Raw genomic sequence first — 19,101 nt, 5'->3', positions numbered from 1 at the left:
GAGCGGGTTTTGCTAAAAAAGTTAGCTGAAGGACAAACCCCACGGAAAGGGAAGTGGGCAGCCGGAGTGATTCCATAATAGCTACTAGAGGAAGCGTAAATCTGAGCATGTAGTGATAAGAGATGAGCGAATTTTGCTCAGTTTTTCTTATAGTTATAAAATTAGCCCATGTAGATATAAGCGTGTTGGGTCGGCGTCTAGTTATAGCGCCCAGAAACGAGGCGACTTCACGAATCGCCCTATGCTAAGTCAACATTGGCTCGCAAGCTCACCATGATTGCTTTATTTCCGGTGACACGCTCCAGTCGTACATTTCTATTTGAGCCCACTCATGAGGACAACAATGTCTACTGGTCATTAATTATAATTGTTTTATCCCATCATATAACTAGCAGTAATACCCCACTTCAAGCAATAAAGAGAAACCAATATGGATAAGTCAGAGATCGATTGGCAGTAAATGTCTGATTGGTTCAAAGGCCTTTAGGTCATACTCTTGTGGTACCGTGGGGAACAAAATTCCCAGCAGATAGAAGTTTCACATGATCTGTAAGGTATTATTATTTTTTTTACGGTGATTTTTAGAGTAATACCCAGAAACTAAACAGGTGTTATGGCATATAAATTGCATTATTTTTCCAATTTATTGTATTTTTTTGCGTCTAATTTAGGAATATATTGGTAATACATTAATTTTATAGAACCTTCAGCCTGTATTTTCAGAATATTTTTTGGGTATAAAGACGTCTGTCTTTATACATATGCATGAGCTATGCTAAGTAGGGATTCTTACTTATTACATAAATCAGGAGGTAAAATTGTATGTTGAAGAAGGTGAAATCACTACTATTTATTTTTATATTTAGCCTTATATTCATAGTCGGATGTGGTGCTAAAGATAGTAGTGATAGTGAAAAAGTTGCCAAAGCTAGTGAAGAACCAAAAGCAGAAGCTACTATTCCAGAAGATGATACCTTAAAGGCAGTTCTAGAAGAAAATATTCAAACAATGATGGATAAGGATTTGCAAGGCCATATGAAAACCATTCATCCTGGGTCCCCTGGTTATGATACAACAAAGGAGCTAATAAATAGCCTACAAGCATATACATTAGATATTACATTAACGGATGTACATGTAGAAGAAAAGTCAGCAGCTGAAGCAAGATTAGCTTATACGCAGACGAATATGAAAGTGGAAGGCCCTGATTACCAAAACAATCAAACAACAGGTGTTCATATATTGAAGCCGGATAATGGGGAATGGAAAATCTATAGCAGTGAAATCGGCGAAACGATTAATTTGGACGAGAATGGAGAAGTAATTGAGGCTGGGGAAGCAGAGCCTGTGATGGAAGGTAACTATGTAGAAGAAATTAGAAGTTTAGAGATGCCATTTAGTGAAGATAAATGGGAGCTTGGAAACTATGCAGAGGAATCAGGGGAGGCTATTGTTGAATTTTTAGTTTCTGGAGAAACCTTTGAGAATTATACTGAATTACTGACGCTTCATTATTATGAAGATGGAAAAGATTTGATCGGAGTTAAAAACTTCATTACAAACATGGAAGGTAACTTGAGTGATATGATTGATGGAGAGCTTCAATTTGAGCAAATGGATGTAACAAACGAAGAAGGATTCTATGAATTTGCTATTACTAATGACTCACTGCAATATGATCAAGAGGAACTTGCCCGCGTGTTTGTGAAGGATTCCGATATGTTTGTTATCCGCTATACAACGATGGAACAAAAAATAAAACAAAAAGAAGCTTGGTTGGAGAAGTTAAAGGCGGTTAAATAAAAGCACCCATGAAAAAAGAAGGAAAGCAGCATAATACACTGCTATTCCTTCTTTTTATGTTTAAGGCGAAAATGTAAGGACATTAAACGAATACTAACGCCTATTTCAAGTGTAGCAAATATTGCTAATATAATTGTGGTCACATTCCAGATGGTATCATCTGCACTCAGAATGGCAATGTACGTAAAGAATACTCCCATAATAAAATAAATAATCGCCATGGTCTTCGGTGAAATCTTCATTTATAAAGCCTCCATAATAAATCCTTACTCAACATTTCGTATTAATGTAGCATGAAAATGGTTTGTAGTTCTTCTAACTGTCTTTCTAATTCCTCTGGGTCAATGTTATATTGTATAAGTACGACTAATGAGTTCATAGCCATATGAACAATAATTGGTACAATAATACGCTTTGTCTTTACATAAAGATACGCAAACACTAAGCCCATCGAACCGTATACAAGTATATGCTCAGGCTCACCATGAATAACCGCGAAAATGAGCGCGGATAAAAGTGCTGCAATGAAGAAGTTTGTCCGTAAATACAGTCGTCCGAAAATAATTTTACGGAAGATGATTTCTTCCAGGATTGGAGCGGCAAACATAGGAATTATCATAAACAGTGGTGACATACGAGTCACATCCATAATTGCCTGTGTGTTTTCCGAATCTTGTCCAATACCTAACAGCTTCACTTCAATTGATCCGGCGATTCCCTGTGCGAAATATGCCATGAATACACCGAGAATAGACCAAAGAATTACATTTCCAGTAGAAGCAGCATCTCGTTGATTTACTCCTTGTTTCATGTCTGGTTTCATTAATTGTAAGACAATAATTACTCCTGCTATAAAGCTAATCAGCGACCAGTAAACAAACGCGTCTATCTGATTAATCGGTAACAATGCATATAGAAGTGGGATAAAAATAACTCCTGAGAATTGTACAAGTACATATGTTATGATGACCCACCAATATCGTTTTGGCAAAATACAACGACTCCTTTATCTCTAAGTTAAGAATGTATCCATTTTTGTTTCTTCCAATTAGTTTATGTTTGCTGAAATAAATCTATTAACGATAAAATACATATACGTGATTTTTTAGACATCATGTAAAAGTGACGTATCAGCAACATAAAAAGGTGTGTTAAGGTGATTCTATGTAAGCTATAGAACCGTATTTATTTATACTTCTCTTATTTTATCATAAAATGAAAAGCTACTTACAATAGAATGAATCATTGGCTTGGTATGACAAATTCATTATCTGTATGTTAATAAGGAAATAAAGTTGGTCTTTTTCGCCATAAGCATTAAAAGTGGGGGGCGACTGCCAGTAAATCCGCTTGGCTCAAATGCTTTAGGTCATACCCTTGTGGTACTAACAAAGCGTGGAGGATAATCAAAACTCCCACGAATTGAAGTTTCACTTTATTGTGTTCAAGGTAAAACATTATCAATGATAATACTTTTCTGTGCAGGCAGTAGACTCATTGAAGTAATTCTTTATGTTATAACAAAGGTTTTGGATATGTTGTGAAGGTAAAGACATACGAATTGATTCGAGTAAGAAAATTTTATAAAAAAATCTATTCTTCATACTTGCATTTTTAACAGGAATTATTTATCATATTAATTGGAATTAGCACTCGGTGATATAGAGTGCTAATAAATAAAATGACATGGAATTAAGGAGGCTTTCTTCATGATTAAACCACTAGGAGAACGCGTTGTTATCGAGCTTGTTGAACAAGAAGAGAAAACTGCAAGCGGTATCGTACTTCCAGACTCTGCAAAAGAAAAACCACAAGAAGGAAATGTGGTAGCTGTTGGTTCTGGAAAAATCGTAAATGGTGAAAAAGTTGCTCTAGAAGTTTCTGAAGGTGATCGCATTATCTTTTCAAAATTTGCTGGTACAGAAGTTAAATACGAAGGCAAAGAGTACTTAATTCTTCGTGAAGATGACATCTTAGCTGTCATAGGCTAATCTTAGATATACAGATACTTAATTAAAGAATTTAAGGAGGGCTTTATCAATGGCTAAAGAAATTAAATTCAGTGAAGACGCACGTCGCGCAATGCTTCGTGGTGTAGATACATTAGCAGACGCAGTTAAAGTAACATTAGGACCAAAAGGCCGTAATGTCGTTTTAGATAAAAAATTTGGTTCCCCATTAATTACAAATGATGGTGTAACCATCGCAAAAGAAATCGAACTAGAAGATCATTTCGAAAACATGGGTGCACAGCTTGTATCAGAAGTTGCATCTAAGACAAATGATGTTGCTGGTGACGGTACAACAACTGCAACTGTATTAGCTCAATCTATGATTCGTGAGGGACTTAAGAACGTTGCTTCAGGTGCTAACCCAGTTGGCGTTCGTCGTGGTATTGAGAAAGCTGTAGAGGTAGCAGTGAATGAACTTAAAACTATTTCAAATCCAATTGAAAGTAAAGAATCTATTGCCCAAGTAGCAGCCGTTTCATCTGGTGACAGTGAAGTTGGAAGCTTGATTTCTGAAGCAATGGAACGCGTTGGAAACGACGGTGTAATCACGATTGAAGAATCTAAAGGCTTTAACACGGAATTAGAAGTTGTTGAAGGTATGCAATTTGATCGTGGATATGCTTCTCCATACATGGTTACTGACCAAGATAAAATGGAAGCAATTCTTGAAGATCCATACATTCTTATTACAGATAAAAAGATTGGTAATATCCAAGAAGTACTACCTGTACTTGAACAAGTTGTTCAGCAAAGCAAGCCACTATTAATGATCGCTGAAGATGTAGAGGGCGAAGCTCTTGCAACTTTAGTAGTTAACAAGCTTCGTGGTACGTTCAACGCTGTAGCTGTAAAAGCTCCTGGATTCGGTGATCGTCGTAAAGCAATGCTTGAAGATATTGCTACTCTAACAGGTGCAGAAGTAATTACAGAAGATCTTGGCTTAGATCTTAAGAGTGCAACAATTGAGCAATTAGGTCGTGCATCTAAAGTTGTTGTTACAAAAGAAAACACAACGATCGTAGAAGGATCTGGAAATCCTGAAGCAATTTCTTCTCGTGTAGCACAAATTCGTGCACAAGCTGAAGAAACTACTTCTGATTTCGATAAAGAAAAATTACAAGAACGCTTAGCTAAGCTAGCTGGCGGTGTAGCAGTAATTAAAGTCGGTGCTGCAACAGAAACAGAATTAAAAGAACGCAAGCTACGTATTGAAGATGCATTGAACTCTACACGTGCAGCAGTTGAAGAAGGTATTGTTGCTGGTGGAGGTACTGCACTAGTAAATATTTATAACAAAGTAAGCGAACTTAATCTTGAAGGTGACGAAGCAACTGGTGCAAACATTGTACGTCGTGCTATGGAAGAACCAGTACGTCAAATCGCACACAATGCTGGTCTAGAAGGATCTATCATTGTAGAACGTCTAAAAGGTGAAAAAGTTGGCGTTGGTTACAATGCAGCAACTGGCGAATGGGTAAACATGGTTGAAGCAGGAATTGTTGACCCAACAAAAGTTACTCGTTCTGCACTACAAAACGCAGCATCTGTAGCAGCTATGTTCCTAACTACAGAAGCAGTAGTCGCTGACAAACCAGAAGAAGATGGCGGCGCTGCAGGCGGCGGAATGCCTGACATGGGCGGCATGGGTGGAATGGGCGGCATGATGTAATTCATGCTCCAAAACTCTTGATAAATAAGGATTATTGAGTTATTTGCTAACAAAATACTAACATGAAGTAACAGAGATTTCTCAATGGGTTTCAACTCTTGAGAAGTCTCTTTTTGTCTATTCACTGCTTGAAGTAGGTTGGAATTATAATTTTCTTAGAAAAAACAGTGAAAAAATTTAGAATTTAGCCGGGAACGCTCGTGACTTTAGTCGTGGGATGAATTGGCTGCGTATACGATGTACAGATTAGATACTGAAGGTAGATTTCTGTATACCAAGTATCCGACATGATAAAAGTTTGCTAAAAAGGTTTCTTTAATGAGGGTAACTTGCTGTTTTGGTGGTGTATTGCCGAAAAGAAAATATCAAAAAAATTGAAGATGAAAGAAAAACGATATAAAAAAGAATACATGACTTTTATAGATGACTCAAACAAAGTAAAATTAATGTGAAGTCTTGTCACTAAAGAGAACAAAATAGAAGAGGGGATTCAAGTAAAAAATACACACAATTATACAGGACTTATGGTAATCCTCAGAAATTATAGAATGATAAAAAGGTGTGGATATGGTGATGGCGACAAAAAAGAATTCACAAGCTTGGGAAGGGGCAAAAACACGATGTCGTTTGAATGAGACTGATATACAAATGACCAAGGAGTTGAGGATGACACCAAAGAGCTTAATTAAAAATATCCCAGTCCCTAATCAAAAAAGGAAAGCAACTGTTAAAGTATGGATTCGTAATCTTTATGGGGAGATGTTTGGTAGGGGCCTAACAGTTAACCCAGCTCTCAGTAAAGCATTAAGAAAATCTATGAAGCAAGAAGATGCGATTGTATCTAAACGCTGGGTGGATGAGGAGGACTTACCGTTTTGATGAAATCTAAGATTAATCGATTATCTGATGAAGAGATAAAAGTTATATTGAGAGCATCTGATGAAATTATTGCAAAAGGAGGAAGAACACTTCTTGCTAAAATCTTAAAGGGTTCACGGGAAAAGAAAGTATTGCAACTGGGGTTGGATAGGTGTCCTGTCTATGGTTATTTTAAGTCAGAGAAACTAGATGAAATTATGAAAAAAATTGATTGGATGATTGATTATGATTTTCTAGAAATTGAGTATGACGGAAAATTTCCAATGATTGTTTTCACAGAGCGGGGTTGGTACATAGAGTCCGATCAATATGCTGATGAACTTTTAAATGAATGGAAGGAATGGGCCAAACAGGGAAAACAAAATCCTGATATGAGCTATTTAAAGGATCGGAATAGGAAAATGATTCTATTATTGCTTGAGAAGATTAAAGAGTCCGGAGATCAAACGTTTATCCCTTATTTAGAATTATGGGAGAAAGTTGATTATAAAAAGGTAAGAGCTGAGATTCGAACAACTATAAATGTAATAAATAGAAATGAGCCGATTGATCATTCAGTTGTAAAAGAAAGGACAGAATCTATAAATGAAGCACTAGAGGGCTTAGAGCCGCATGACCTGCTTTTAAAATGCTGGATATGTGGAGTAAGATTTACTTTTACAACGGGAGAGCAACGATTTTATGAGAAAAAAGGCTTTTCATACCCGAAAAGATGTAAAAAGTGTCGTAATGAAAAGGATATCTAATTCTCTTATTAACAAGTGAGTTTAGTAAGAAATTTTTAAATGAAGAATATTCGGATGTAATTAAAAAAGTTAACATGAATCTGTTACACCTAATTGGACAAGTTAGTTAAGGTCAGATAGACTTGGCTCAAATAAAAGCCGAGGAGATTTTAAAATGCCCAAACGAGCGAGAAAATATTTTTCCAAAAAATTCAGGTGATGTAATAACGCCTGAAACCCTATGTGAAGGAGTTTGTTTGATAACCCCTGAATAACATACCTTTTGTTATTTAATAAAAAGGATTTACTTTATATTGTAGAGAGCTTCTGATTAGTTTATTGAACTTTTGAGAAGCTCCTTTTTAATTCTATAATTCTACTTATAGTTAAATGATGGAAAGTCCTAACTGTATTGTTGACATGAGTTATCATATGAAATACTATAATATTAAATGAAAATGATTATCATTATCAAAAAAGGGGAATACATATGCTAAATAACCAATTACATAAAAAATGGGGATTACTTTTATTTGTTGTACTTATGGTTACACTGCTTGTAGCTTGTGGATCGGAAGAAACTTCTTCAAAAAACGCTTCGTCTGAGGAAGGGGAGAAGTCTTCAAGCGAGAATTCAAAAGAGCGGGAAATTGATCACGCTATGGGGACGACAACTATCAAGGGAACCCCTGAAAAAGTTGTGACGCTGTACCAAGGAGCAACGGATACCGCTATTGTATTTGGGGTGGAGCCAGTAGGAATCGTTGAGTCCTGGGTAGAGAAACCTATTTATAAGTATCTTAGAGATGATCTAGAAGGAACGAAATTAGTGGGGGAAGAGACACAGCCAAATTTAGAGGAGATTGCGAAGTTAAAACCGGATGTTATTTTTGCATCGAAACTCCGACATGAGGAAATCTATGAAAAACTAAATAGAATTGCTCCCACTGTAGCCATTGATCAAGTCTATGAATTTAAGGAAACAGTTAAATTAATGGGAGAAACGTTGAATAAGCAAGATAAATCAGATGAAATCTTGACCAATTGGGATGAACGGATTAAAGATTTCAATAAAAAAGCTGCCGAAAAGTTAGGAGATGAGTGGCCGCTAAATGTTTCTATCTTGAACTTCCGAAGTGATCATGCTCGTATTTATTTTGATAGTTTTGCCGGAATGATTCTTAGAGAAGCAGGCTTCACTAGACCAGAGAATCAACAATCAGATGAATGGGGTATGAAGCTAACCGATAAAGAAAGTATTAATGAAATGAACGCTGATGTTTTCTATGTTTTCATGAGTGATGACCCAGCGATTAAAGATAATTATAAAGAATGGACGAACCACCCTCTTTGGCAGAATCTGGACGCTGTAAACAATGACGAGGTTCATATGGTCGATGAAGTTATATGGAACATGTCCGGTGGAATTCAAGCCGCAAACTTAATGCTGGACGATTTGTATGACAGGTTTGATTTAGAAAAATAAATGACGAAAGATAGGAGGATTTCTCCTATCTTTGTTTCTTTGGGGAGAAAAATAATGAACAAATTTATAAACAATCGACATTTAAGGTGGATAACGCTTCTTGTTCTATTGCTTTTATTTGTAATTGCATCTTTTTTAAGCATATTTTTAGGAAAAACCTCTATACCTCTCTCTACAGTTTGGGACGCCTTCTTCCATTATGACCCTTCCGACACAAATCAGGTCATTATTCGTACGTCGCGCTTAACCCGAACATTAATTGCTATTACCATAGGAGCAAGTCTATCCATTGCCGGAGCGCTTATGCAAGCATTGACGCGTAACCCATTAGCAGCACCTGACATCTTTGGGGTGAATGCAGGAGCACTATTTTTTATCGTCGCTTCAGCTACCTTCTTTTCAGTAGAATCCTTAAGCGGGTATATGTGGATTGGCTTTATAGGAGCTGGACTTGCGGGGGCGATCGTATATTTACTAGGTTCAATGGGGGAAGATGGCTTGTCTCCAGTTCGCATTGTCTTAGCGGGTGCTGCAATTAGCGCGCTTTTTATCTCATTCACGCAAGGGATGCTCGTTTTGGATGAACAGCGTATACAAAGCGTGTTGTTTTGGCTAGCTGGTTCTGTGGCGGGTCGGGAATTAAGCCTTCTTCTACCGGTTCTTCCTTTTATCTTAGGAGCCATTATTATTTCGTTATTGGTTGGAAAGCCACTGAACATTCTTATGTCTGGTGACGATGTGGCTAAAAATCTTGGGCTAAACACCAGTTTGGTTAAATTGGTAATCGGAATCATTATTGTGTTTTTAGCTGGAGGCTCTGTAGCTATAGCAGGATCGATAGGGTTTATTGGCCTGGTTGTACCTCACATTGTTAAAGGAATCACAGGACCAAATTATCAATGGATTTTACCGATCAGTGGTATATTCGGGGCTACTTTGCTATTATGTGCTGATATCGCAGCACGACTCGTCATTGCCCCTCAGGAAATGCCTATAGGAGTTATGACGGCTCTTTTCGGAACGCCATTTTTCATTTATATAGCTAGAAAAGGGGTGAAGAAAAGTGGGTGACTTTTACACAATCAGAAGTAAAAATGATAAAATTTCAATGCAATTTCATAAAAAGTCGTTGTTTATTTTGATTTGCTTATTATTGCTTACGGTAGTTTTCTTTATCATAAGCCTTTCAGCAGGAAGCAGTTATATTCCTGTGGGAGCGGTTTTTCAAGAGCTCTTTAGTGAAAGCGATTATACTTTTATACTTCATGAACTCCGAATGCCCCGTGTAATAATGGGTTTCCTTGTGGGTGCAGGGCTTGGAGTTTCCGGGTTAATTCTACAGGGGATGATTCGTAATCCTCTAGGTTCTCCGGACATTGTAGGAGTAACAGGAGGGGCGTCTGTAGGAGCGGTTTTGTTTATTGTTTTTTTACTGGGTGAGATGAGTGTCAATTGGCTTCCCTTGGCTTCGATTATTGGAGCAGCAGTTACATCAGCTATTATCTATTTATTATCATGGTCAAATGGGGTGACTCCCATGCGATTAATTCTTATTGGCATTGGCATTTCTGCATTGACCAATGCCATAGTGACCATGTTTATGGTATCAAGTGAGTCTGCCATTGCTTCTAAAGTATATCTATGGTTAACCGGAAGTTTATACGGTGCCAATTGGCAGGAAGTAATCATTCTCCTTCCCATTATCCTTACCTTGATCTTTCTCTCGCTATTTTTTACAGGGATTGTAAATGTCAAGCAATTAGGAGACGATATAGCGATCGGTATGGGTGTTCGAGTTCAATTTTTCCGCTTTCTATTACTTGCTTTGAGTGTTGCATTAGCTGGCGCTGCTGTTTCTTTTGCAGGTGGCATAGCTTTTGTTGGGCTAATCGCTCCTCATATCGCTCGGATTATATTGCATAAATCGTTTGCTAATTTAGTAGTTGGTTCTGCGCTTATCGGATCGTTAATAGTGATGGGAGCTGATATCATAGCTCGTACGGCCTTTTTGCCATCGGATATTCCTGCTGGAGTATTTACAGCTGGGATTGGGGCACCATTTTTCATTTATTTACTATACCGCAATAGAAAGGGGTTTCGTTAATGATTCCTGTTCTTGCATTAATGGAAGAGGTAAAATGTATTGAATTTTTAAATCATCAAATGCAGCGAATCTATGCTCCCAACTTAAAGGTTACTGCGTCAATGATGATGAAGAAGTACGCTCAGGTTCTTCCAGCTCAGGTATTGGATTCCATGTTATGGGAAGAACAAGCCAAAATCATTCCCCTTTCCTCTTGCACCATTAGCGAGCAGTTGGATATTAGGGTAGATGCTCTACAGGTCAAATATACTGACTCACGACAGGAGGCTTGGGAGGGGCTTTTTGCTTATCATATCTTGCCATTGTTGCAGGCGTTTCACCAGGTGACAAATATTCCTCTTTTTATTTTATGGGAAAATGTAGCGGTTCGGCTCAACTCTTTCTTTAGAAAAGCAGTGGAGAAATATCCCGATCATCGCCAAAGAATTATTGAACTTGCTAGAGAATTGAATCAATTGGATGGAAGCTATTTTGATTGTATGAATCATCCTATGAGTAGTTATCTGACTAATCCCAATTCTCTTAGTGAACAAAAAATAAGGCGTACGTGCTGCTACTTTCATAAGCTGGAAAAAAAGAAGGAAACACTCACACACTGTCTGGTGTGTCCACTTCATAATAAGAATTGTTCGTCTTAAGAAGAGTGGAGGATCGACGGCAGTAAATGTCCAATTTGTTTAACTACCATCCGTGGAGATAAACAAAAGCCCACGGATTAAAGTTTCATTTTATATAATGTTAGGCTGATTTTCATGTGATTCACCAATAGGCATACAATTTCAGCTTGTTTTTAAAAGCATAGCTAATAGGAATGACAATGGATTATATATCTTATTAATCTAAAAATTTTACAGTGTATTGACTTTGCTTGTAGAGATTACTATAATCGTGAAGTTACATGATGAGGTGTATAAATTAATAGTTGAATTTAGTGGCTTTAGAGGTTAAGAAATAGTTAATTTCTAAAGTCTTTTATTTATCCCGCATATAACTGGCAGTAAGACCCCACATCAAGCAATAAAGAGAACCTAATATTGGTGAGTAGGAATCAACTGCCAGTAAATGTCCGATTGGTTCACCTAACAATCTGTGGGGGATAATACGCCACCCCACGGATTGAAGTTTCACTTTATCCCGCATATAACTGGCAGTAAGACCCCACATCAAGCAATAAAGAGAACCTAATATTGGTGAGTAGGAATCAACTGCCAGTAAATGTCCGATTGGTTCACCTAACAATCCGTGGGGGATAATACGCCACCCCACGGATTGAAGTTTCACTTTATCCCGCATATAACTGGCAGTAAGACCCCACATCAAGCAATAAAGAGAACCTAATATTGGTGAGTAGGGATCAACTGCCAGTAAATGTCCGATTGGTTCTAGGGCCTTTAGGTCATACCCTTGTGGTACTACCAAACCATGGGGATAAACAAAGCTCCCACTGATGGAAGGTTTACATTTAATTTTTTGGCTAGGGAGGTTATTTATATGAAAAACATTATAAAAGATGTGCTTCTAATTATAGTCGGATCTTTTCTGATTGCTGCATCCGTTCAATTTTTTGTTATTCCGAATAGATTAGGTGATGGAAGTACAATTGGTATGTCTCTAATTCTATACTATTTATTTCAGATCCCAACAAGTATAAGTACGTTTATCATCAATCTTATTTTTATAGCGATCGCATATAAGTTCTTAATGAAAAGAACGATATTTTATACCATATTAGGTGTTGCCATGAGTTCTTTATTTCTTGGTATCCTAAGCTTTGTTCCGTTTGGTATTGAAGATATGGTGTTAGGCATTGTATTTGGCGCATTATTACTTGGGACTGGTTTAGGTCTGATTTTCATCGCTGATGGCTCGACCGGTGGAACAACTCTTCTTGCATATTTATTAAATTACACAAAGGGATATAGCTTTTCTAAGAGTCTATTTTATATGGATAGCATCATCATAGCAGCTTTCATATTTATTATTGGAATTAATAATATGTTATATAGCTTTATATTTGTCTATTTGTGTACAAAAATAGCGGATCAAGTAATTGAAGGTTTCCATAATAAGAAAGCGATGACGATTATGTCAGATAAATATGAAGAAATTTCTAACGTAATTACAAACGAATTTGGTAATGCTGCCACGATTTATTATGGATATGGATACTACGTCAATAAAGATAAAAGAATTATCTATACGGTTATTAAAAAGACGGAGCTTTTAAAAATCAAAAAGAAGGTGCAAACCATTGATCCAAGTTCCTTTGTTGTCATTCATGAGGTGAAAGAAGTTGTTGGTGGGAAGCTAGGATTTGTCACTAGTGGAACTCGTACAAATTAAAATAAAACAAGCTTCCACGAGGGGCTTGTTTTACTTATATAATCCTAATCAATATGGTAGGGTTAGAAACTGTGAAAAGGAATTAAACCAAAAGAGAATTTTTTGTTATTAAATGTACATCTGATTTAGTTTTCATTAACAACTATCATGTATAAAAGGGTGAACGACCCACTATCGGTAGTAAAGAAAAAGACGATGGTCTAAATCGCCTTTACATTAGTTTTTTTCTATAGCATTCCATAAGTCGTTTAATCGGATTAATATTCGTTCTATTTTATGGTCCTCATTAAGATTTGCTTGCCCATCGACAACTTCAACGTCTGATTTTTCACTGCCCTCTTTTTGGTACAGTACCTCAACTGAAAAGTTATAAATAATCTCTTTAGAATCTGTTTTTTCAAATTTGATATCTTTTACTTGCAGCGTGTATTCGTTTCGTATAGGAATGATCATTAAAACTGCACCGTAACTATTTACAAATTCCATATAGGCTGTATCATTGGCAAAATATTCTTTAAAACGCTCTTTATCATATTGGATACTGTCTTCTATAGATGTATCACGATTAAATATTTGCTTCAATTCAGCATCTGGACCATTAAGAGCATTCTGTAATACAGTTTCTATTGTCTTTATCTGTTCTTCTTGAGTTGTTACAACGTCACTAGGTGTTGGTTCCGAATTAAAAGGTAATACAGCTAACCCAAGCGGAATTAAGACGGCTACACATGCAAGCGTAGCTATATACGGAAGAACTTTTGAAGGTATTCTTCTCTTCTTACGTACAGGCTGAACCTGTGTCCACATTTCTTCTTTCAATCCTGTTGGCACTCTAATCGAATCTATCTCCTTTGTTACGTGTTCCTTTAACCTTTGTTCATTCTGATTATTCTCCAACACGATTTTCACCTCCTAACGTATACTGTTCGTATAATTTTTGTTTTGCCCGAAATATTCTTGATTTCACAGTTCCTAGTTTAATAGATAGAAGGTTTGCAATTTCTTTCTCTGTTAATTCTTCCATATATTTTAAAATCAATATTTGTTTATGTTCAGGTGGAATGTTGTATAAATAATTTTCTAACTCATCAATCTCAACGTTAAACTCATCTGACTTTGATAGATAGTTTTCTTCTTTAAATTCATATGCTATTTGCTTTTTGTTTTTATTATAGATATCAATAGCTGTACGTGTAGCAATAGTAGTTATCCAAGTATTAATTCTTGCATGCTGGTTGATTTTGTTCAAATGTTTGAACGCTTTTATAAAAGTATCGTGTGTGGCATCTTTTGCTAGTTCTTCGTTTTTTAAAATAAAATAAGCTGTTTTGTACACCTTTTCAAAATGGCTTTCATATATTTCCTTTTCATTTAGACGGCTGATTTCAACCACCTCCCTTTATCTCACATATAACTGGCAGTCAGACCCCGATCCCAAGCAATAAAGGGAAACTAATATGGAAGTGGGGAATCGAATGCCGGTAAATGTCCGATTGGTTCCAAAGCCTATAGGTCATACCCTTGAGGTACGAACAATCAGTGGGGGGATAAATAACTCCCACAATGGATTGAAATTTCCCTTTATATATACAGACTGAATAACATTCCGAAAAGTTCCGCTTTTTAGGAAAAAATAAATTTTAAACTGTCAATATTTCGAGCTTTTCATCCAAAGTCCAGACTAAAACAAGCGATACCTTTGAAGTATCGCTTTAGAAGATGTTCTATAGCTCATCTTCTTATCCCACATATAAGTGGCAGTAAGCCCCCCACTCCAAGCAATAAAGAGTAACCAATATGGAAAAGTGGGGATCAACTGTCAGTAAATGTCCAAAGCCTATAAGTCATACCCTTGAGGTACGAACAATTAGTGGCGGGATAAACCAATCCCCATTCTGATTAAAGTTTCCCTTTATCATATCAATAAAATATTCACTTCAACAGCTCCGTTTAAGGGAGGGGTTTAACCATTTTTTGTTGTAGTAAATTATAAACAGATTGTATAAGCAAAGCATTAGAAAATTTCCTTTTCCCTATTCTGACTAATTCAGAAAGCTCCTTCTTATTCAAGAATAGCTTATCCCTTTAATAGAATCGAAGAATTACCCAACATATTGAAGAATCAATTGATATAAAGCTATGGAAAGCCCTAGAATGCTTGCTTTTATTTTAGAAGGATGGTTTCTTCCTTTGCTGTGAAACAAGTACAGGAAAATTACTATAGACCCTAAGGGAATCCATAGCTCAAAGCTTCCCTGCTCGTTAGTATGAGAATAAAACGGAGCAATGTTTGTACTTATTAGAAAGTAAAAGAAAATCGTAAAACGTCGTGTTTCTAATTGCTTACTCCACCTTACTAAAAAGAAAATAATGATTACTGCCATAATGGTAATGTGTAAAGGGGGTAGAATAATAGCAGCATTCCCAAATTCGAATTCCATTTTGTATTTCCCTCCCTTTGCATATTGTATCACCATTTATCCTAAATATAACTGGCAGTAAGGCAAGAAAAGCATATAAGCGTATAGTCATTTTGAATAATTCCGTCTAATAACCCATTCCGGCAGTAAACTTTATCACCGCACTAAGCACATGTTCCATGCCCATCAGGAGAAACTGTCAAAGCGTTATGATGCATAATAATAGAGATTGCTGAATTACTTAAAAGTATGGAGAAACGATGGAGCGGATTTTATGGAGTTCGTTTTCTGCGAGAATTAATAAAAAGTTAACGTTGATTAACGAATAACTTATGAAGCAATAAATATTAATTATATAAAGAACCCCAATCTAGGTGTAAATCTCACATTGTGAAATCTGAGGTTTAGCTATAATTCAACTATTTTTTTAGGAGGGAGAAACATTAAAAGATCAGTTATAGTTCTGTTTGCGATCGTTTTACTATCGTTGTCTATAGCTATGTATGGAAGTATGGTGGCAGCGGAGAATTCCTCTTCGGATTTGGGAGAAAAGTCTTTACAAATGAAAGTAATGACGTACAACATTCGCCATGGAGAGGGAATGGATGGTAAATTGGATTTAGAACGAATAGCGGAACAAATTCGTCAGTCTAATGCGGATATCATCGGTCTTCAGGAAGTAGATAATCATTGGTCAGAGAGAAGTGACTTTAAAAATCAGGCTAAAGAGCTCGCTGAAATGTTAGATATGCATTACGTTTTTGGTCCCAATCTTAACTATCCACCTGAAGAAGGACAGGCTCATAATCACCAATATGGAACAGCGATATTAAGCAAATATCCTATTCTTGATTCAAAAAACTACAAGTTAACGAAATTGACAGATGATGAGGAGCAAAGAGGGCTATTGGAAGCACAAGTATACGTTGCTGGGGGAGAAGTATGGTTCTATGTAACACATACCTCACATTTGAGTTCTAATGTACGTGCAAGGCAAGTAGAGGACATAGTGGAAATTACTTCTAGGCATAATAATAACGTATTGGTGGGTGATTTAAATGCCACGCCTAATGCAACTGAAATGCAATCACTTTTTCAAATTTATACAGATGTCTGGTCTGTTAATGACGATGGCTTTGGATATACGTATCCGGCGGATTCCCCTACAAAAAGAATCGATTATGTTTTAACATCTCCAAGACTAAATGTCAGTTCCAGTCAGGTAATTCACTCATTGGCATCTGATCATCTTCCTTTAGTAGCAGATATTACGATTAAACCAGGAGAGAATCCGCTTCATGCAGATGGGATGACAAAACTAATAGAATACTTTGAAGAAACAGGTTTAATCACAAATAAGCGCGCAGTTCATTCTTTAATCATGCATCTGAAAACGGTCAGTCATTTTGAGGGTAAAAATTTGCCTCAAAAAGTCGTCAAGCATCTGAATGGATTTCAAACATTGATTAATCAGCAGAAAAAGAATCAATTAATTTCTGATGAGGTATATCAGAAGCTCAAAAGGGATGCGGCTTATCTTATAAACAAGTGGCAAAGGTTGGATTTAGGGGATCCATGGTTGGAAGAATCTCGTGAAAAGAAGGAAATTGCACCTGGCCTATCACATACACATATTGACCGTGGGAACCCAACTGAAAATAATGGGGTTCAAAACACAGGTCCGTGGAATATTGATGTTTTAGAAGTCAATCCAGATAAATTTAAAGGTGAAATTAGGTCATTTTTATCCAATGATGTGGTTAAGGGGAAGGAACAATTGACAAGTATATCGCAACGCATGAATTCACTTGCTGCTGTGAACGGGGGATACTTTGTTGTAGGAGCAAACGATGGGACACCAGGTGATTTAGCAGGTGTTTCAATGGTGAATGGGGAAGTTGTTAGTGAATCAGTAGGGGATAGAACGAGTTTATTGTTTTCAGACTTGAGTGAAAACAAGGCCTCTATTGCAAATGTGGAAACAGATTTAAAAGCTATCTCCTCAAATGGGGAAAAATCAATTATAGATGGTCTGAATAGAAAGCCAGGGTTGATCCGTAGTTGTGGTGGTACTTCAGAGGACGAACGAAAAGAAGATCCAAAACACGATGTCACATGTACAGATGATGACGAACTAATTTTGTTTAAACCCATTTTTGGAGATGAGACGCCGGCAGGAAATGGCTTAGAGGTTGTTTTAGATGCAAAAGGGAAGGTAACGGATATTCGTCATAATAGAGGTGGCAATATCCCAGTAAATGGGGCAGTGCTTGCTGCCACTGGAGACACTATAAAATGGTTAAGCCAAAATGCTCAGATCGGTATGTCAATCGAAGTTGAAACTCATTTATCATTAGATGGGAAATCGGTGCCAGCCAAAAGGTACACTAGTATTATAAATGGAGGACCACGCATTCTGGATGACGGAAAAATAGATATTCACTCAGAAGAAGAAGGGTTTCGTTGGAGCGAAGACTTTTTCAATAGTTTTGTTAAAAGCCGCCACCCTAGAACACTTGCTGGCATTAAAGCAAATGGTAATATAATCTTTGTAACTGTAGATGGTAGGGATCCAATGAATAGTGTTGGAGTAACCTTTGAAGAGTCGGCAAAGCTTATGAAAAGCTTGGGTGCTTATGAAGCAATGAATCTTGATGGTGGAGGATCCACAACAATGACAGTTGGAAGTCAATTAATTAACCATCCTTCCGATAATTCAGGTGAAAGAGATATTGGTGATGCTATTCTATTCCTGCCAAAATAATTGATGTCACCATAAACAGGGTAAAAAGAAATATTACAAAAGGGAAACATGATCATGAAAATATTTTAGAATTATTTTTTGCTGTCGATCGCATTGTTACATGCGGTTTTTCTTTGTTGAAAGAATGATAGAATTAAAAAAATTTCGTAATTTCCAGCAAGGACATTCTCTAAAATGTAATAATTTTTAAGTATGTTATTGGTACTAAAGGGAAGTAATGTACAGCTCCTTTCCCCAGAATATCCATTCTCTCTTTCCCCAACCTATAATGGAGTAGAGTGGGTAACTTAAAGGGCATTGTAGTACAGATGCCCTTTAAGTGTCCTTTCAGCCTGACGTGCAATTTCAACTGAGGTGTATGCATTAATTATATTGATCCCGAGAGATACTTGCGGAAGAATTACACCGATGATGAGTATACTGAATACATTGGTTGAAAACCAAGCAGGATGTGAAATCACGTTTATCCACGCAGTACAGAATCGTGAAGTTCACGCGATGAGGGAACATGTAGATAATTTACGCAGGAACACCAAAACGTTACTTCTTTTGTATGTTATTTAAATACTATCGAGGAATCATAAGTTTGAAACGCTCGCTTTATTGAATTAGACGCGATAAAATGGAGGAATGCAAATAAAAGAAGATGAAAAGGCGCTGTGCTTTCAAGGAATACTTCAAGAAGTATTGAAACCTATAGCAGAAAAATTGAAAACGATAAAAGAAATTGAATCTGTTAGAAACGGACAAGAAGAATTAAAAAAGATGGTGGAAGAAAGACAAAGGACTAGTTAAACCTTCTTTTACAAGTCAATGTTTATTGTTTTCTTGATAGTAAATGGGCCCTTTGTGGAAAAATCCAGGCACTCATTTTTTTGAAAGATTTGTTAATCAAA

19 protein-coding genes are annotated in these 19,101 nt (G+C 36.7%); 13 read left to right on the top strand and 6 right to left on the bottom strand.

All coding sequences use genetic code 11. The features are described from left to right. Positions 1-822 precede the first annotated feature (822 nt). Entirely contained in the window at positions 823-1,803 is a 981-nt protein-coding gene (locus ABDZ84_RS08925; protein WP_343781151.1) for a hypothetical protein, read from the top strand. Positions 1,804-1,844: 41 nt separating this feature from the next. Here ABDZ84_RS08925 and ABDZ84_RS08920 read toward each other — a convergent pair whose 3' ends face one another. After that, on the bottom strand, positions 1,845-2,045 hold the full coding sequence (locus ABDZ84_RS08920) for a YdiK family protein (protein WP_026680378.1): 201 nt from the start codon (positions 2,043-2,045) through the stop codon (positions 1,845-1,847). A gap of 41 nt (positions 2,046-2,086) precedes the next feature. Continuing rightward, complete coding sequence (locus ABDZ84_RS08915) at positions 2,087-2,794, bottom strand: CPBP family intramembrane glutamic endopeptidase (protein WP_121604547.1); 708 nt, start codon at positions 2,792-2,794, stop codon at positions 2,087-2,089. 718 nt (positions 2,795-3,512) lie between these two features. On the opposite strand from ABDZ84_RS08915, the gene groES reads away from it, so the two are divergent. The 8 genes from groES (at position 3,513) to ABDZ84_RS08875 (ending at position 11,316) form a co-directional block, all read left to right on the top strand. Continuing rightward, entirely contained in the window at positions 3,513-3,794 is a 282-nt protein-coding gene (gene groES, locus ABDZ84_RS08910; protein ID WP_026680380.1) for a co-chaperone GroES, read from the top strand. A 49-nt stretch (positions 3,795-3,843) separates the two neighbouring features. After that, positions 3,844-5,484: a chaperonin GroEL gene (groL, locus tag ABDZ84_RS08905; RefSeq protein WP_026680381.1), complete on the top strand. Its 1,641-nt coding sequence runs from the start codon at positions 3,844-3,846 to the stop codon at positions 5,482-5,484. Between the two features lie 573 nt (positions 5,485-6,057). Beyond that, positions 6,058-6,363 (top strand): hypothetical protein, encoded by a 306-nt coding sequence (locus tag ABDZ84_RS08900; RefSeq protein WP_051388273.1) that lies wholly within the window; start codon positions 6,058-6,060, stop codon positions 6,361-6,363. After that, complete coding sequence (locus ABDZ84_RS08895; RefSeq protein ID WP_343781157.1) at positions 6,363-7,109, top strand: RQC-minor-1 family DNA-binding protein; 747 nt, start codon at positions 6,363-6,365, stop codon at positions 7,107-7,109. The genes ABDZ84_RS08900 and ABDZ84_RS08895 overlap by 1 nt, the downstream gene beginning before the upstream one ends. Before the next feature lie 469 nt (positions 7,110-7,578). Further along, complete coding sequence (locus tag ABDZ84_RS08890) at positions 7,579-8,574, top strand: ABC transporter substrate-binding protein (protein ID WP_343781147.1); 996 nt, start codon at positions 7,579-7,581, stop codon at positions 8,572-8,574. A 54-nt stretch (positions 8,575-8,628) separates the two neighbouring features. Continuing rightward, on the top strand, positions 8,629-9,645 hold the full coding sequence (locus ABDZ84_RS08885) for a FecCD family ABC transporter permease (RefSeq protein ID WP_343781145.1): 1,017 nt from the start codon (positions 8,629-8,631) through the stop codon (positions 9,643-9,645). Continuing rightward, positions 9,638-10,678, top strand: a complete 1,041-nt coding sequence (locus ABDZ84_RS08880; protein WP_026680385.1) for a FecCD family ABC transporter permease — start codon at positions 9,638-9,640, stop codon at positions 10,676-10,678. The genes ABDZ84_RS08885 and ABDZ84_RS08880 overlap by 8 nt, the downstream gene beginning before the upstream one ends. Next, positions 10,678-11,316: a hypothetical protein gene (locus ABDZ84_RS08875; protein WP_026680386.1), complete on the top strand. Its 639-nt coding sequence runs from the start codon at positions 10,678-10,680 to the stop codon at positions 11,314-11,316. Before ABDZ84_RS08880 ends, ABDZ84_RS08875 begins: the two co-directional genes overlap by 1 nt. 334 nt (positions 11,317-11,650) lie before the next feature. On the opposite strand, the gene ABDZ84_RS08870 is transcribed toward ABDZ84_RS08875, so the two are convergent. Further along, positions 11,651-11,959: a hypothetical protein gene (locus ABDZ84_RS08870; protein ID WP_343781141.1), complete on the bottom strand. Its 309-nt coding sequence runs from the start codon at positions 11,957-11,959 to the stop codon at positions 11,651-11,653. Positions 11,960-12,169: 210 nt separating this feature from the next. Between ABDZ84_RS08870 and ABDZ84_RS08865 the strand changes: the two genes are divergently transcribed. Next, positions 12,170-13,021 (top strand): YitT family protein, encoded by an 852-nt coding sequence (locus ABDZ84_RS08865; protein ID WP_026679786.1) that lies wholly within the window; start codon positions 12,170-12,172, stop codon positions 13,019-13,021. A 216-nt stretch (positions 13,022-13,237) separates the two neighbouring features. On the opposite strand, the gene ABDZ84_RS08860 is transcribed toward ABDZ84_RS08865, so the two are convergent. From ABDZ84_RS08860 to ABDZ84_RS08850, 3 genes are all read right to left on the bottom strand, one after another. Beyond that, positions 13,238-13,921: a hypothetical protein gene (locus ABDZ84_RS08860; RefSeq protein WP_026679787.1), complete on the bottom strand. Its 684-nt coding sequence runs from the start codon at positions 13,919-13,921 to the stop codon at positions 13,238-13,240. Continuing rightward, positions 13,908-14,414 carry an RNA polymerase sigma factor gene (locus ABDZ84_RS08855; RefSeq protein WP_026679788.1) on the bottom strand — a complete coding sequence of 169 codons (507 nt, stop codon included), beginning with the start codon at positions 14,412-14,414 and terminating at the stop codon, positions 13,908-13,910. Before ABDZ84_RS08855 ends, ABDZ84_RS08860 begins: the two co-directional genes overlap by 14 nt. A gap of 709 nt (positions 14,415-15,123) precedes the next feature. Beyond that, positions 15,124-15,462, bottom strand: coding sequence for a hypothetical protein (locus ABDZ84_RS08850; protein WP_026679789.1), 339 nt, complete (start codon positions 15,460-15,462; stop codon positions 15,124-15,126). Between the two features lie 541 nt (positions 15,463-16,003). Between ABDZ84_RS08850 and ABDZ84_RS08845 the strand changes: the two genes are divergently transcribed. The 3 genes from ABDZ84_RS08845 (at position 16,004) to ABDZ84_RS08840 (ending at position 19,000) form a co-directional block, all read left to right on the top strand. Continuing rightward, complete coding sequence (locus ABDZ84_RS08845) at positions 16,004-18,205, top strand: phosphodiester glycosidase family protein (protein ID WP_343781137.1); 2,202 nt, start codon at positions 16,004-16,006, stop codon at positions 18,203-18,205. Positions 18,206-18,613: 408 nt separating this feature from the next. Next, positions 18,614-18,769 carry a hypothetical protein gene (locus ABDZ84_RS21495; RefSeq protein ID WP_425542104.1) on the top strand — a complete coding sequence of 52 codons (156 nt, stop codon included), beginning with the start codon at positions 18,614-18,616 and terminating at the stop codon, positions 18,767-18,769. Between the two features lie 66 nt (positions 18,770-18,835). Continuing rightward, the gene (locus ABDZ84_RS08840) at positions 18,836-19,000 is read left to right on the top strand and encodes a hypothetical protein (protein WP_281949504.1); all 165 of its coding nucleotides are present in this window, start codon (positions 18,836-18,838) and stop codon (positions 18,998-19,000) included. Positions 19,001-19,101 lie beyond the last annotated feature (101 nt).

Source organism: Virgibacillus salarius, from assembly GCF_039521925.1.
In the GTDB taxonomy this organism is placed as follows: domain Bacteria; phylum Bacillota; class Bacilli; order Bacillales; family Amphibacillaceae; genus Virgibacillus; species Virgibacillus salarius.
The sequence above is the reverse complement of the archived record's forward strand: the minus strand, read 5'-3'. Positions and strand labels throughout refer to the sequence as shown.

Excerpts from the sequence above, each read along its gene's own strand:
- groL (WP_026680381.1), top strand. The coding sequence starts at position 3,844 with ATGGCTAAAGAAATTAAATTCAGTGAAGACGCACGTCGCGCAATGCTT.
- groES (WP_026680380.1), top strand. The coding sequence starts at position 3,513 with ATGATTAAACCACTAGGAGAACGCGTTGTTATCGAGCTTGTTGAACAA.
- ABDZ84_RS08845 (WP_343781137.1), top strand. The coding sequence starts at position 16,004 with ATGAAAGTAATGACGTACAACATTCGCCATGGAGAGGGAATGGATGGT.
- ABDZ84_RS08885 (WP_343781145.1), top strand. The coding sequence starts at position 8,629 with ATGAACAAATTTATAAACAATCGACATTTAAGGTGGATAACGCTTCTT.
- ABDZ84_RS08925 (WP_343781151.1), top strand. The coding sequence starts at position 823 with ATGTTGAAGAAGGTGAAATCACTACTATTTATTTTTATATTTAGCCTT.
- ABDZ84_RS08890 (WP_343781147.1), top strand. The coding sequence starts at position 7,579 with ATGCTAAATAACCAATTACATAAAAAATGGGGATTACTTTTATTTGTT.
- ABDZ84_RS08895 (WP_343781157.1), top strand. The coding sequence starts at position 6,363 with ATGAAATCTAAGATTAATCGATTATCTGATGAAGAGATAAAAGTTATA.
- ABDZ84_RS21495 (WP_425542104.1), top strand. The coding sequence starts at position 18,614 with ATGATGAGTATACTGAATACATTGGTTGAAAACCAAGCAGGATGTGAA.
- ABDZ84_RS08865 (WP_026679786.1), top strand. The coding sequence starts at position 12,170 with ATGAAAAACATTATAAAAGATGTGCTTCTAATTATAGTCGGATCTTTT.
- ABDZ84_RS08875 (WP_026680386.1), top strand. The coding sequence starts at position 10,678 with ATGATTCCTGTTCTTGCATTAATGGAAGAGGTAAAATGTATTGAATTT.
- ABDZ84_RS08920 (WP_026680378.1), bottom strand. The coding sequence starts at position 2,045 with ATGAAGATTTCACCGAAGACCATGGCGATTATTTATTTTATTATGGGA.
- ABDZ84_RS08840 (WP_281949504.1), top strand. The coding sequence starts at position 18,836 with ATGCAAATAAAAGAAGATGAAAAGGCGCTGTGCTTTCAAGGAATACTT.
- ABDZ84_RS08850 (WP_026679789.1), bottom strand. The coding sequence starts at position 15,462 with ATGGAATTCGAATTTGGGAATGCTGCTATTATTCTACCCCCTTTACAC.
- ABDZ84_RS08900 (WP_051388273.1), top strand. The coding sequence starts at position 6,058 with ATGGCGACAAAAAAGAATTCACAAGCTTGGGAAGGGGCAAAAACACGA.